General features: G+C 67.2%; 14 protein-coding genes. 1 reads left to right on the top strand and 13 read right to left on the bottom strand.

What is annotated here, in order from left to right:
- Positions 1 to 20: 20 nt before the first annotated feature.
- The 8 genes from AB4Y92_RS19030 to AB4Y92_RS18995 all read right to left on the bottom strand — a co-directional run bounded on the left by AB4Y92_RS19030 (position 21) and on the right by AB4Y92_RS18995 (position 8978).
- Positions 21 to 773 (bottom strand): TerC family protein, encoded by a 753-nt coding sequence (locus AB4Y92_RS19030; RefSeq protein WP_441821082.1) that lies wholly within the window; start codon positions 771 to 773, stop codon positions 21 to 23.
- 121 nt (positions 774 to 894) lie between these two features.
- A complete protein-coding gene (locus tag AB4Y92_RS19025) occupies positions 895 to 1290 on the bottom strand; it encodes a diacylglycerol kinase (RefSeq protein WP_441821081.1) in 396 nt (131 codons plus the stop codon).
- A gap of 382 nt (positions 1291 to 1672) precedes the next feature.
- Positions 1673 to 2875 (bottom strand): hypothetical protein, encoded by a 1203-nt coding sequence (locus AB4Y92_RS19020; RefSeq protein ID WP_441821080.1) that lies wholly within the window; start codon positions 2873 to 2875, stop codon positions 1673 to 1675.
- 106 nt (positions 2876 to 2981) lie between these two features.
- A complete protein-coding gene (locus AB4Y92_RS19015; RefSeq protein ID WP_441821079.1) occupies positions 2982 to 4220 on the bottom strand; it encodes an ABC transporter permease in 1239 nt (412 codons plus the stop codon).
- The gene (locus tag AB4Y92_RS19010) at positions 4217 to 4939 is read right to left on the bottom strand and encodes an ABC transporter ATP-binding protein (RefSeq protein WP_441821078.1); all 723 of its coding nucleotides are present in this window, start codon (positions 4937 to 4939) and stop codon (positions 4217 to 4219) included. The genes AB4Y92_RS19015 and AB4Y92_RS19010 overlap by 4 nt, the downstream gene beginning before the upstream one ends.
- Entirely contained in the window at positions 4936 to 6522 is a 1587-nt protein-coding gene (locus tag AB4Y92_RS19005) for an efflux RND transporter periplasmic adaptor subunit (protein ID WP_441821077.1), read from the bottom strand. The genes AB4Y92_RS19010 and AB4Y92_RS19005 overlap by 4 nt, the downstream gene beginning before the upstream one ends.
- Positions 6523 to 6914: 392 nt before the next feature.
- Positions 6915 to 8252 (bottom strand): sensor histidine kinase, encoded by a 1338-nt coding sequence (locus AB4Y92_RS19000; RefSeq protein ID WP_441821076.1) that lies wholly within the window; start codon positions 8250 to 8252, stop codon positions 6915 to 6917.
- A gap of 15 nt (positions 8253 to 8267) precedes the next feature.
- Positions 8268 to 8978 (bottom strand): response regulator transcription factor, encoded by a 711-nt coding sequence (locus AB4Y92_RS18995; protein WP_036112873.1) that lies wholly within the window; start codon positions 8976 to 8978, stop codon positions 8268 to 8270.
- A 117-nt stretch (positions 8979 to 9095) separates the two neighbouring features.
- Here AB4Y92_RS18995 and AB4Y92_RS18990 point away from each other — a divergent pair, with 117 nt between their 5' ends.
- Entirely contained in the window at positions 9096 to 9437 is a 342-nt protein-coding gene (locus AB4Y92_RS18990) for a DMT family protein (RefSeq protein WP_441821075.1), read from the top strand.
- A gap of 182 nt (positions 9438 to 9619) precedes the next feature.
- Here AB4Y92_RS18990 and AB4Y92_RS18985 read toward each other — a convergent pair whose 3' ends face one another.
- The 5 genes from AB4Y92_RS18985 to nudE form a co-directional block, all read right to left on the bottom strand.
- On the bottom strand, positions 9620 to 9925 hold the full coding sequence (locus tag AB4Y92_RS18985; protein WP_441821074.1) for an Mpo1-like protein: 306 nt from the start codon (positions 9923 to 9925) through the stop codon (positions 9620 to 9622).
- Positions 9926 to 9971: 46 nt separating this feature from the next.
- Positions 9972 to 10331, bottom strand: a complete 360-nt coding sequence (locus tag AB4Y92_RS18980; protein WP_441821073.1) for a hypothetical protein — start codon at positions 10329 to 10331, stop codon at positions 9972 to 9974.
- Positions 10332 to 10616: 285 nt separating this feature from the next.
- Positions 10617 to 11453 carry a nucleoside triphosphate pyrophosphohydrolase gene (gene mazG / locus AB4Y92_RS18975; protein ID WP_441821072.1) on the bottom strand — a complete coding sequence of 279 codons (837 nt, stop codon included), beginning with the start codon at positions 11451 to 11453 and terminating at the stop codon, positions 10617 to 10619.
- A complete protein-coding gene (cysQ, locus tag AB4Y92_RS18970; RefSeq protein WP_441821071.1) occupies positions 11446 to 12276 on the bottom strand; it encodes a 3'(2'),5'-bisphosphate nucleotidase CysQ in 831 nt (276 codons plus the stop codon). Before cysQ ends, mazG begins: the two co-directional genes overlap by 8 nt.
- On the bottom strand, positions 12273 to 12875 hold the full coding sequence (gene nudE / locus AB4Y92_RS18965; protein WP_441821070.1) for an ADP compounds hydrolase NudE: 603 nt from the start codon (positions 12873 to 12875) through the stop codon (positions 12273 to 12275). The genes cysQ and nudE overlap by 4 nt, the downstream gene beginning before the upstream one ends.
- Positions 12876 to 12948: the final 73 nt, after the last annotated feature.

Genomic DNA, 12948 nt, shown 5'->3' with positions numbered 1-12948 from the left:
TATCGATACCGCCGCGCCGCTTACTCGGAGGTCAGCCGCTGCGTCGCGCGCTTCTTCGCCCACAGGTTCAGGCATTCCACCAGCGCGGAGAAACCCATCGCGCCGTACAGATAGCCCTTGGGAATGTGGAACTCCAGGCCGTCGGCGATCAGGTACAGGCCGACCATGACGATGAACGCCAGCGCCAGCATCTTGATGGTCGGGTTGTTGTCGATGAAATGACCCAGCGGCTTGGACGCCAGCAGCATCACGCCGACCGCGAGCATGATCGCGGCGACCATCACCGGAATATGGTTGGCCATGCCGACCGCGGCGATCACCGAGTCCAGCGAGAACACGATGTCGATCACCGCGATCTGGGCGATGACCATCATGAACGACGCCGCAGGCTTGGTGTGCACGTCCTCGGATTCTTCCTCGCCGACGATCAGGTCCTTGATCTCCATCGAACCCTTCACCAGCAAGAACGCGCCGCCGACGATCAGGATCAGGTCGCGCACCGAGATGCCCTGGCCGAACACCGTGAACAAGTCGCTGGTCAGGCGCGCGAGCAAGGCCAGCGTCAGCAGCAGCGCGATACGGCTGATGCACGCCACCGCGATGCCGAACTTGCGCGCTTTCTCGCGCTGATCGAACGGCAGCTTGCTGACCGCGATCGAGATGAAGACCAGGTTGTCGATACCCAGCACGATTTCGATCGCGCTCAGGGTGATCAGGGTGATCCAGGCTTGCGGATCGGTCAGCAGGGCAATCACGTCCATCACGTACGGCATACCTCAAGGTGTCGATGTTCAAGCCCGCGGACGCTCCGCGGGCGGGACCCGCCAGGACGGCGGCCCAAATGCAACGGTGCGCGTCGATCCTTCGATGCGCGATGCGGCCCGAGCGCTGCGCTCAGGCCGTCAGGTGCTGCCACAGGCGCGGGCCGAGGATCGAGGCCCACACCAGCAGCACGTTCATCAGCAGCACGAACACCGCCGCCGAGCCCATGTCCTTGGCGCGGCCGGCCAGTTCGTGGAACTCCGGGCCGTAGCGTTCGATCACCGCCTCGACCGCGGAATTGAGCAGTTCGATGCTCAGCACCAGCAGGATCGAGCCGATCAACAGCGAGCGCTCGACCCCGGTTTGCCCGAAATACCAGCCGACCGGGGACAGGATCAGGAACAGATAGACCTCGAGGCGGAACGAGGACTCGTGCAGCCAGGCCGCGCGCAGGCCCTGGAAGGACCAGGTCGCCGCCTTGAGGATGCGGCCCGGGCCGCGCGGCAGGTGGCCGTATTCGTCAGCCATGCCGGCGGCGCTCCGTTTGGGTGGTGGATGCCGCATCAAGGCGGCGATGACGCACGGACGGGGACGGCGCGAAGGTCGGCATTGAGATGCTTTCTCGGTCGTATGGGCCGGAACCGGCCGGGCGGACGCGGCCGGCGGCCGCTACAAGCCGGGGATTTTGCCATAAGCCCGGCAGCGGCGCCCCGGCGGGGGCGCCCGGCGGCGGGCTGCGAGGGCCTCGGACCGGGCCCGGACGGCGGTGAGAGCCGCGACTTGCGCGGTCGCAGCGGGCCTGCGACCACACCTGTCGAGGCCGCTGCGGCCGGCCCGCGCCCGCTTCGCGGTACAGGCGGCCGCGACGCGGCGGAGGGCTCCGGTGGTTTGCTCTGTTAGCGCCGGATCGTTACCGCGGCTTGGAAACAGCGTTGCCGGCTTCCCGGTCCCAATAGCCCTGCAACTGTTCGCGCTGACGCGGGCTGAGCCCGGCGGCGCAAGCATCGCGAAGCTCGTTCGCGCGTTTTACTTCGCCGGCCGCGAGCAGCTCTCGCGCCGCTTCCAGCAACGCGCGCTGGCGCACGCTCAGATTGCCGAACGGATCGAAGTAGGAATCCACCCGCGCGGCGTCCTTTACCCCGTTCCAGGAAAACTTCGCGTCCCCGGCCGACGCCGCGATGGCTTGATATCGCTCGACGGCTTCGGCGCGGCCGATGCGCTTTTGCAGCAGGTCGAGCCGGGTCCGGAACAGGCGCGCTTCCGGGGTGGTGCCGGCCGCCTCCAGTGCCTCCACCGCGGCACGGACGAATTCGTAATCGATCGCACCGCTCGATGCCTGCGCGCCGAGCAGATTGAAACTGGCGATCGCCGCGCGGTATTCGCGCCGATCGTGCGCTTGGATCTCCTGTGGGCTCGGCCGTCCGAGCGACGAGGGTTGCACCACGCGAATGCTCGCGTCGTCCTGCAGGATCGCTTCGATATCGAGTTTGTGGAACTCGCCAACGACGACCACCACCGTGCCGCCGGGATGGGCGCGGGCGGCGGCGGCGATGCGCTGGGCCTGGAGGTAGGTGCGATACAGATACAACCGGCGCGGCAGATCGTTCTTGGCGCGGGTAGCGGGCGTGGACGCCCATTGGGTGACGCGCGCGAGGTTCTTCGGATCGTCGGCGTGGAACAAGTCCCGCTGCAGGCTTTGTGGAGCGAAGCTCAGAAACTGTTGAAAGCCCTTGAGCGGACGCAGCTGCGGCAACGCGCCCAGGTCCATGCCGAAGCCCAGTTTCTGGTCTTCCGCCGGCGGCTCCCAATCGAATGGACACAACTCGATGCGATGGCGCCGCGCGAACGGCACCACCACGTCCTGGACCTCAAAGGTGAACTCATAAAAATCGCCGCGGGCGAACGCTTCCGGCGAACGCTCGATGCAGATCGCATCGGGCTTGGCGCGATCCAGGAACGCGTCCAGCAACGCCGGCTGATCGTTGCGCGAGACCAACTGTGCGGCGTGATCGACGCCAAGGATCATCACCGTCGTCGGTTTCGGATCGGAACCCTCGGCGTTCGCGCTGCCGGCGCAGATCAACAGCAACGCACTCAGCCACAGCGTCTTCATTCGCGCTCCGCACCACGGGGTGCGCAAACGATGCCACGGCCTCCCCGGCGGCAACCGTGCCTTAAGTCGTAGTCGACCGCCGCGAGCGCGCCGCGCCCGCGGCGCTTCACTGCTGCCGCAACGCTTCGATCGGGTCCAACTGCGAAGCCTTGCGCGCCGGGTAATAGCCGAAGAACAGACCGGTGGCGATGGAGAACCCGGCAGCCAGTCCGACCACCTGCCCGTTCAAGGCGATGGGCAGCGCGCCGAACTTGCTCACCAGCAAGGTGCCGACCACGCCGATGGCGATGCCGATCGCGCCGCCGATCAGCGAAATCAGCATCGCCTCGGCCAGGAACTGCCACTGGATGTCGCGCGGCCCCGCGCCCACCGCCATACGCAGGCCGATCTCGCGGATGCGCTCGGTCACCGACACCAGCATGATGTTCATGATGCCGATGCCGCCGACGATCAGCGAGATCGTCGCCACCGCGCCCAGCAGCAGCGACATCAACCGCGTCGTCTGCGTGCGCGTGGCCACCACTTCGGCGATGTTGCGCACGCTGAAATCGTCGTCGCTGCCGGGTTGGATCTTGTGCCGCTGGCGCAGCAGGCCTTCGATCTGCTCCTGCGCATACGACACGTCCTCGGCGCGGCCGACGCCGACCGCGATCTGCATCACCGCGCCGTTGGGCAAGCCCATCGCGCCGAGCAGGCGGCGGCGCCCGGTTTCCAGCGGCACCAGCACGATGTCGTCCTGGTCCTGGCCGAAACCGCCCTGGCCCTTCGGCTTGAGCGTGCCGATCACCGTGAACGGCACGCGTCCCAGGCGAATGGTCTGGCCGATCGCGTCTTCGTCGCCGAACAATTCGCGGCGCACGCTTTCGCCCAGGATCACCGACTTGGCGCCGCTGCCGTAATCGCGCGTCTCGAAATTCGCGCCCGAGGCGATGGCCCATCCGTTGATGTCGAAGAAATCCGCCTGCACGCCCTGCCACTGCGTGGACCAATTGTTTTCCGCGTACACCGCCTGGGTGCCGCCGCGCAGGGACGCGGCGACGTATTGCACTTCCGGCACTTCGTTGCGGATCGCGTCGCCGTCGCCTTCGGTCAGGGTGAAGAAACTCGACGAACTCAGGCGCACGCCGCCGGTGCCGCGTCCGCCGCCGCCGGAACTGATGTCCAGCCGGTTCGAGCCCAGGCCCGAAACCAGCTTGTCGATTTCCGCCTGCGTGCCCTGCCCGACCGAAACCATCACGATCACCGCGGCGATGCCGATGATCACGCCCAGCGAGGTCAGCCCGCTGCGCAGCCAATTGCCGCGCAAGGCGAATACGGCGGTGCGCAGCACTTCCATGAAGTTCATGCCGCCGCCTCCTGCACGTGCAGTTCGCCGTCGCGCATCACGAAGATGCGGTCGGCGTGCGCGGCCACGTCCGGATCGTGAGTGATCAGCACCACCGTGTGATCCTCGGCCTGCAGGCGCTTGAACAGCGCCAGGATTTCCTCGCCGGTGCGCGTGTCGAGCGCGCCGGTGGGTTCGTCGGCGAGGATGATCGGCGGGCGGTTGATCAGCGCGCGCGCGATCGCCACGCGCTGCTGCTGGCCGCCGGACAATTCGCTGGGCCGGTGATTGGCGCGCGGCCCCAGTCCTACCGCGTCCAGCGCCGCGTGCGCGCGCTGCAGACGCTCTTCGCGCTTGATGTTGGCGTAGCCCATCGGCATCGCCACGTTCTCCAGCGCGTTCATGCGCGGCAGCAGGTTGAAGCCCTGGAACACGAAGCCGATCTTGTCGCGGCGCAGGATCGCGCGCTCTTCCTTGTCCAGGGTGGCCACATCGATGCCGTCGCACAGGTACACGCCGCTGCTCGGTGTGTCCAGGCAGCCGATCAGGTTCATCAGCGTGGACTTGCCCGAACCCGACGGCCCCATGATCGCGACGAACTCGCCGCGCGCGATCGACATCTCCACGCCGTGCAGCGCGATCACCTCGGCCTCGCTGCCGGGCGAATAGACCTTGCCCAGCGCGCGGGTCTCGATCACCGCGGGAATGCCGGCGCTGTCGCGGCTGACGGCCGGACTCATTTCGCGCCGCGCCCGCTGCCGACGATGATGTCGTCGCCTTCCTTCACGTTGCCCGAGACCTCGGTCCAGCTGCCGTCGCTGACGCCGACGCGCACCACCACCGCCTGCGGTTCGCCCTTGACCAGCTTGTACAGCGGCGCACGGCGGGCGCTGACCAGGGCGGCGATTTCGCTGTCCCACAGCTTGCGCTGATCGTCGTTGAGGGTGGCGCGGAAGGCGCCGAACTGTTGGTTGAAACGTTCCTGCATGCGCTGGCGCGCCGCGCCGGAAACCGCGCCGCCGGCGCGATTGCCGCTGCGGTTGTTGCCGCCGCCACCGCCGCCGCCCGGGCCGCGTCCGCCGCCCATGATGATGGTCGGCGGGCCGCCGCCTGGAGGCCCACCGGCGGTGCTGGTGGGCGCGGCCGTGCGCGAAGCCATGCGCTGTTTCATCTGCTCCAGTGCGGCGTCGAACAGCGCGCGCTGACTGGCGTCGAGCTTGAGCTTGTCGGCCACCGCCGGCAGATCGTTGCCCAGGCCGCCGCGCGCCGCGCCGGCGCCAGGCGCGCCCGCCGCGGCCGCGTCGTCGTCCGAGGGCTTGTAACGCAGCGCCGCGTTGCCGACGCGCAGCACGTTATCGCGATGGCTGACTTCGATCTCAGCGTTCGCGGTCATGCCCGGCAACAGCACGCCGTCGGCGTTATCGACCGAGACCACCACCGGATAGGTGATGACGTTGCTGGTGTTGGTCGCCGACAGCCGCACCTGCTGGACCGCGCCGCGGAACTTGCGGTCGGGGAAGGAATCGACGCTGAAGTTGACGCTCTGGCCGGGCTTGACCTGGCCGATGTCGGCTTCGTCGATGGCCAGCACGATCTCCATCTTCGACAGGTCTTCGGCGATCTGGAACAACACCGGCGATTGCAGGCTCGCGGCCACGGTCTGGCCGGGCTCGACGGTGCGGGTCAGCACCACGCCATCGACCGGCGCGCGGATCACCGTGCGCTGCAGGTTCAGGCGCGAGGTCTGGGTCGAAGCGATCTGCTGGTTGATCTGCGCTTGCGCCCCGGCCAGCTGCGCGCGCGCCTGATCGCGCGCGGCGCGCGCAAGGTCGGCGTCGCTGCGGGCCACCAGCTGGTTCTTCGCCAGTTCGCTCTTGCGCTGGAAGTCCAGCTCGGCGTTGTGCAGCGTCGCCTGCGCGGTGGCGAGGCTGGCGCGGGCGTTGTTGACCTGGGCGGTGCCCTGCGCGATCTGCGCCTCGTAGGTGCTCGGATCGATCCGTGCGATCACCTGGCCCTTGGTCACGCGATCGTTGAAGTCGGCCAGCACGTCGGTGACCTGTCCGGAAATCTGGCTGCCGACATCGACCGTGGAAATCGCCGACAAGGCGCCGGTGGCCGAGATCGCCACGCGGATGTCGCCGCGCTCGACCTTGGCCGTGCGATACGCGCCGGCCGCTTCTTCGGCGTTGCGTTTGCTGTAGTAGTGCCAGCCGATGCCGGCCGCGGCCAGCACCACCACGGCGATCGCCGCGCGCTTGAGCCACGGGGACTTGCGCGGGCGCAGGGACTTGTTGGTGGCGGTGGACGGTTTGGCTGCGCTCATGGGACTCGGACGGTGGGCTATGCAGGCGCGAACGCGCGTGGCTGAACAGGGTTGACAGGATTTGCCGGTGGGTTGGCCGCATGTGGCCGTAGCGGTTCAGTTTCGACTGCGCGCCCGGCTTGCTGCCATCGGTCGCGGGTTGAATGCAGGCATCCGGACGCGACCGATCTTGCACACAGATGCGGCGGGGCGGGAAAGCGTCGCGGGCGGTCTGGCGACGCTTTCTGCGCCACGCCGAACTTCCAAGGGCTCATGGCTTTTGTGGGAGGGGCTTTCAGCCCCGAGGCTTTTCGCTCAGATCGCCGGAACGCTTCCGCATCGGATCGAAAAGCCTCGGGGCTGAAGCCCCTCCCACAAAGACTTCGCTGCCTGCGCGGCAGTCGTCCGGCGAATCAGGCCTCGGGCACCCGAGGCACCGGCGCCGGCGGCGGCAGCGGCGAAGACACGACCGTCGTCCCCGGCCGGAAGCGGATCACCGCGGTAGTGCCCAGCTCCGGCGCGCTGGTCAACGTGACCGGCCAGCCGAAGCGCTCGCCCAGCCGGCGCACGATCGACAGGCCCATGCCCTTGCCGTCGCTGGCGGAAAAATCCGCGCGGTAGAACGGGGTGAAGGCCTTGGTCAAAGTCTCCACCGACATGCCGATGCCGGTGTCGCGGATCTCGATGCTGTCGCGGCTCAGGCGCACGTCGATGCGGCCCTGGTCGGTGAAGCGCACCGCGTTGCTGAGCAGGTTGCCGATCATCACGCCCAGCGCATGCGGCGGCGCGATCAGGCGCGGGCCGCCTTCGTCGTACAGATGCAGCTCCACCGGCTTGCCGTTGAGCAACGGCAGGATCCGCTCCATCTCGTTATCGACGATGTCGCGGACCGCGAATTCTTCCGACTGCGGCTCCACGTCGGATTCGCGCGCCAGGATCAGGAAGGCGTCGATCACCGCCTCCATGTCGCGGCCGGCGCGCTGTACCCGCAGCAGCGAGCGCTGCGCGCGCATCGGCGTTTCCGGGTCGGCCAGCATCAGGTCGGTGGCGACGCGGATCACCGTCAGCGGCGTGCGCAGTTCGTGGCTGGCGTCGCGGGTGAAATCGCGTTCGCGCTGGACGAAATCGCTGACTCGCTCGGCCAGTCCGCTGAGCGCGCTCGACAACCGGCGCACTTCGCTGCCGGGGTCGTAGGGGAATTTGATCGGTTCGATCAGGCTGGTGTCGGGATCGCGCGGGTCCCATTGCGAGACCACGTTGGCCAGCCAGCTCACCGGCGATACCAGGCGCTTGGAGGTGCGATAGGTATGCCAGGAAATCAGGTACGTGGTCAGCAGCGAAAACAGCAGCGAGAACAGGCCGGTGTAGAGGATGGCCTCATCGATCAGCTCGGTCGCATAGACCATGTAGAACGTGCCGGCCTCGCGCCGGTCCACCAGTACCACCCGGCCGCCGCCGGGCATGTTGTGCAGGCCCGACTCGACGCCGCGTATCGACGCCGGCAACAACGCGTCGCTGGCGCCGGCGGGGACGAAATGGCCGCGCGTGGTCGAGGTGCGCGGCAGCGGGTAGTTGAGATCGCGCGCGCGCCCGGCCCAGTAGTCGTCGGCCTCGCGCTGCATGCGCTGTTCCAGCACCACGTGGCGCACCGCCAGTCCCGCCAGGAGAATGCCCAGCGTTATAGCGATGCTGCCGATCAAGGCTTGCAGGATGAACGCAAGCTTGATCTTGCGCGGTAACCCTTGCGGCATGGCGGCGGCGACGGGTCAGTCGGGCGGCTGAGAGATGTCCGCCACGCGATATCCGGCGCTTTGCACGGTATGCAGCAGTTGCTTGCCGAAAGGCTTGTCGATGGTCTTGCGCAGGTTGTACAGATGGCTGCGCAAGGTGTCCGAATCGGGCAAGCCGTTACCCCATATCTCGCGTTCGATCTCCTGGCGACTGACCACGCGGGGCGATTCGCGCATCAGGATGGTCAAAAGGCGCAGGCCGATCGGCGACAGCTGCAGTTCGCTGCCGCCGCGGGTGACCCGCAGGCTGGCCGGGTCGAGCACCAGATCGGCGACCTTGAGCACTTCGCCGCCCACCTGCCGGCGCTCGCGGCGAATCAGGGCGCGCAGGCGCGCTTCCAGTTCCTGGATCGCGAAGGGCTTGGTCAGGTAGTCGTCGGCGCCGGCGCTCAGGCCGGTGAGTTTTTCGTCGAGCGTGTCGCGCGCGGTCAGCATCAGCACGGGGGTGGACTTGCGCGCTTCTTCACGCAGCTTCTTGCAGACCTCGATGCCGTCCATGCGCGGCAGCATCAGGTCGAGCACGATCACGTCGTAACTGTTTTCGGTCGCCAGGCGATAGCCGTCGAGGCCATCAGCGGCGTAATCGACCTCGAAGCCGCGGCTTTCGAGGTATTCACCGACCATCTCGGAGATATTGCGGTTGTCTTCGACGATGAGGACCAGGCCCCCGTCTCTCGTACCCTGCATGCAGCCTCTCCATTCCTTCAGTTTTGTGAAGGTTGCCGTCCACAAGGTGGACGGCTCGTGAAGGCCACCATTAGGCTGTCTGATTCCGCCCTTGTACGCCCTCCGGACACCTGACTGATGCTTGCCGACCGGCTTTACCCGATTTTGCTGCTGCTGGGCTCGAACATTTTCATGACCTTCGCCTGGTACGGACACCTGAAGTACAAGTCCTCGCCGCTGGTGATCGCCATCGCGGCCAGCTGGGGCATCGCCCTGTTCGAGTACTGCCTGCAGGTGCCGGCCAACCGCATGGGCAGCGCGGTGTACTCCGCGCCGCAGCTCAAGGGCATGCAGGAGGTCATCACCCTGCTGGTGTTCGCCGGCTTCTCGGTCTGGTACCTGGGCGAGCCGCTGAAGTGGAACCACTGGGCCGGGTTCGGGCTGATCGTGGTGGCGGCTTGGTTGATCTTCTTGGAGTGAAGCGGCGGCCCGAGGGTTGTGCTTTGCCCTTGCTCGTCATTCCCGCGAAGGCGGGAATCCAGGGCCTTTCGTGCGAGAACGCTTGAAGTCGCTGGATTCCCGCCTTCGCGGGAATGACGGCCTTGAGGGATGGCGCTGAAGACACATAAGGCGATTCCCTCGCATTTCCATCGAACAACCGTCTAGAACTTGATCTTCCCAGTCAGAATGTCCTTGAACATCACCCAATCGCCGGCGAAGGAATAGAACGGATACTTGAACGTCGCCGGCCGGTTCTTCTCGAAGAAGAAATGCCCGACCCAGGCGAAGCCGTAGCCGCACAGCAAGGCCGCCAGCAACAGCCACGGCCGCGCCTGCGCCAGGGCCAGCGCGAACAGGATCAGTACCCCGCAACTGCCGACGAAATGCAGCCGCCGGCTGGTGCGGTTGCTGTGTTCGCTGAGATAAAAAGGATAGAACTCGCTGAAGCTGGCGAAGCGGCTGGCCATCAGGTGTCTCCTGTTCGCAGTGTCCCCGGACCCGGTCGCGACCGGGTTATTGTAGTTGCCGTTGCATGCGCCGCTGCCGCCATCCGACCACGATCCCGAACAAGACCAGGATCGCGCCCATCGCGGTCAAGGCATTGAACCAGCCGCGCTCGTTCAGGCCGAAATAGCACAGTACCGCGCCCAGCAGAATCGGAAATATCACCAACACGACACTTCCGCGCCGCGCCTGGCGGAAGCTGGCTTCGCTGTTGGCGATCAGCGCGTCGCCGCGACGCACCCGCTGCTCGCATTCCTGCGAACAGGCCAGCGACAGGCCGACCTCGCGCACGCACTGCGCGCACACCCCGCGCCCGCAGGAGCGGCAGATGCCGAGGGCTTCGGCGGGGGCGTGGCGGTAACAGTGCATGCGGCGGATTCGGCGGGCGACGGGCCGATCCTGCGCCTGCGGGCGGGAGGCTTCAAGCCGGTCGGCGGGTTGCCGAATCTATGTGGGGCTGCTGCGGGATTCGCGGGGTTTGATCGAAAAGCATCGGGCCTGAAGGCCCTCCCACAACAAACCTCGAAACGGCGTGGGTGGTTGAAGCTCTCCCACAAAAGACTTCGAAGCCGCGAGGTTTGTTGTGAGAGGGCCTTCAGGCCCGATGCTCTCGGCTCAGGTCTCGACTAACCCGCCACAGACCTGAGCACCCACTCACTCGCCGCGCTCGGCCCGCTTGGCCTTGTCCCAATACGCGTCCTGCCCTTCCAGCGGCAGCTCGGCCAGGGACAAACCGTCCTGCGCCGCCAGCAGTTCCATCGCGCGGAAACGCCGTTCGAACTTGAGGTTGGCCCGGCGCAGCGCGGTGCCGACATCGACCTTGCCGTGACGGGCCAGATTGGCGCAGACGAACAGCACGTCGCCGATCTCGTCCTCCAGCCGATCGCGCGCGGCGGCATCGTCGGGCGCGGCGGCGACCGCGTCGAACTCGGCGCGCACTTCGTCGATCTCCTCGTGCAGCTTGGCGATCACCGGCGTCACCTCGGGCCAGTCGAAGCCGACCGTGGCCGCGCGCTTTTGCAGTTTCACCGCGCGCTGCCACTCCGGCAGACCGCGGGCGATGCCGGCCAGCGCGGAGGTGTCGGCTTCGCCCGAGGCCTCGCGCTCGCGGCGCTTGAGTTCTTCCCAGGCCACGGTCTGCGCATCGGCGTCCTCGACGCTGGCATCGCCGAACACGTGCGGGTGCCGGCGCAGCATCTTGTCGCTGATCGCCGCGACCACATCGTCGAAGGCGAACTCGCCCTGCTCCTGCGCCATGCGCGCATGGAACACCACCTGCAGCAGCAGGTCGCCGAGTTCGTCCTTCAGCGAGGCCAGATCCTGGCGATCGATCGCGTCGGCGACTTCGTAGGCTTCTTCGATCGTGTACGGCGCGATCGTGGCGAAGGTCTGTTCGATATCCCACGGACAGCCGCGCTCGCGATCGCGCAGGCGCGCCATGATCTCGATCAGGCCGGCGATGCCCGGCGGCAGGTTCAATACTTCAGCCATCTCGCCACTCCTTCCACGGCAACGCGCGATCGCCCAGCGCGATGAAGTCGCCGTTGAGCAGATGCTCGCGCTGGTTGTAACGGAACGGCCGGCCCTGCGGGTCCAGCAGCGCGCCGCCAGCGGCTTCCAGCACGCACTGCCCGGCCGCGGTATCCCATTCGCTGGTCGGGCCGAAGCGCGGATACAAGTCCAGCGAACCTTCGGCGATGCGGCAGAACTTCAACGACGAACCCAGGCTGACCATGCGGATGCCGCCGGCCGCTTCGCGATGGGCGCGGACCATGAAATCGTCGCTGCGCTGGCTGTGATGCGAGCGGCTGGCAGCCACGCGCATCGGCTGCGCCGGCGGCACCTGCGCATGCACTTGCGTGGTCAGGTCGCCGTCGCGGCGGAACGCGGCGCCGCCGCGCTGCGCGTACCACAGCGCGCCGCCGACCGGCGCCAGCACCAGTCCGAACACCGCCACGCCGTCTTCGATCAAGGCCAGGTTGACCGAGAACTCGCCGTTGCGCTTGACGAATTCGCGGGTGCCGTCGAGCGGATCGACCAGCCACAAACGGTTCCACTGCCGGCGCTGGGCCAGATCGACCTCGTCGGCGGATTCTTCCGACAGCACCGGGATGTCCGGGGTCAGCCGCGCCAGCCCATCGACGATCACATGATGCGCTGCCATGTCGGCGGCGGTCACCGGCGAGGCGTCGGCCTTGCGTTCGACTTCGAATTCGCCGTCGTAGACCACCAGGATCGCCGCGGCCGCGGCGCGCGCGATTTCGATCGCGCCTTCGGTCAATTCGCGATCGCTCAGACCCGCGACCAGGCTCATGGCGGCGACTCGCCGCCGGCGCCGGCTTCGGGCGGCGTCGGCTCGCCGTTGCGCAGCCACTCGCGGGCGATGAACAGCGCGGCGATGCTGCGGCCTTCGGAGAAGTCCTCGCGCAGGATCAGTTGATGCAGGTCGTCGAGTTTGAACGGCACCACTTCCAGTTCTTCCGGCTCATCGCCGGGCAAGCGCTCGGGGTAGAGATCGCGCGCCAGCACCAGATGGGCCTGATGGCTCATGTAGGTGGGTGCCAGGGTCAGCGAACGCAGCACGGTCAGCGAACGGGCGCCGTAGCCGGCTTCCTCCTTGAGTTCGCGGTTGGCCGCCTCGATCGCGTCCTCGCCGGCGTCGATCCGGCCCTTGACCAGACCCAGCTCGTAGCGGTGCATGCCGGCGGCGTACTCGCGCACCAGCAGCACGGTGTCGGCGTCCAGCATCGGCACGACGATGACCGCGCCCGGCCCGGCGGCGCGGTTGCGGCCGTGCAGGCGCTCGTAGCGGCGGCGCTCGCCGTTGGAGAATTCCAGGTCGAGCAGTTCCATCCGGTACGGACCGGCCTCGTGCTCGGTGACGCTGTGGATGATCGGCAGCCGTCGGCTCATGGCGCGCCTGCGGGCATTAGCGATCCGGGCATGAGCGAAGAGCGGAAAGGCACGATAATAGGGGCATGCGAGA

It is taken from the genome of Lysobacter sp. TAB13 (genome assembly GCF_052113885.1).
Classification (GTDB): Bacteria; Pseudomonadota; Gammaproteobacteria; order Xanthomonadales; family Xanthomonadaceae; genus Lysobacter; species Lysobacter gummosus.
This window is presented reverse-complemented; position numbering and strand designations above follow the sequence as displayed.

Coding starts and splice junctions, on each gene's coding strand:
- nudE (WP_441821070.1), bottom strand. CDS start 12,875: ATGAGCCGACGGCTGCCGATCATCCACAGCGTCACCGAGCACGAGGCC.
- AB4Y92_RS19000 (WP_441821076.1), bottom strand. CDS start 8,252: ATGCCGCAAGGGTTACCGCGCAAGATCAAGCTTGCGTTCATCCTGCAA.
- AB4Y92_RS19010 (WP_441821078.1), bottom strand. CDS start 4,939: ATGAGTCCGGCCGTCAGCCGCGACAGCGCCGGCATTCCCGCGGTGATC.
- AB4Y92_RS19020 (WP_441821080.1), bottom strand. CDS start 2,875: ATGAAGACGCTGTGGCTGAGTGCGTTGCTGTTGATCTGCGCCGGCAGC.
- AB4Y92_RS19005 (WP_441821077.1), bottom strand. CDS start 6,522: ATGAGCGCAGCCAAACCGTCCACCGCCACCAACAAGTCCCTGCGCCCG.
- cysQ (WP_441821071.1), bottom strand. CDS start 12,276: ATGAGCCTGGTCGCGGGTCTGAGCGATCGCGAATTGACCGAAGGCGCG.
- AB4Y92_RS18995 (WP_036112873.1), bottom strand. CDS start 8,978: ATGCAGGGTACGAGAGACGGGGGCCTGGTCCTCATCGTCGAAGACAAC.
- AB4Y92_RS18980 (WP_441821073.1), bottom strand. CDS start 10,331: ATGCACTGTTACCGCCACGCCCCCGCCGAAGCCCTCGGCATCTGCCGC.
- AB4Y92_RS19015 (WP_441821079.1), bottom strand. CDS start 4,220: ATGAACTTCATGGAAGTGCTGCGCACCGCCGTATTCGCCTTGCGCGGC.
- AB4Y92_RS18990 (WP_441821075.1), top strand. CDS start 9,096: ATGCTTGCCGACCGGCTTTACCCGATTTTGCTGCTGCTGGGCTCGAAC.
- AB4Y92_RS19025 (WP_441821081.1), bottom strand. CDS start 1,290: ATGGCTGACGAATACGGCCACCTGCCGCGCGGCCCGGGCCGCATCCTC.
- AB4Y92_RS18985 (WP_441821074.1), bottom strand. CDS start 9,925: ATGGCCAGCCGCTTCGCCAGCTTCAGCGAGTTCTATCCTTTTTATCTC.
- AB4Y92_RS19030 (WP_441821082.1), bottom strand. CDS start 773: ATGCCGTACGTGATGGACGTGATTGCCCTGCTGACCGATCCGCAAGCC.
- mazG (WP_441821072.1), bottom strand. CDS start 11,453: ATGGCTGAAGTATTGAACCTGCCGCCGGGCATCGCCGGCCTGATCGAG.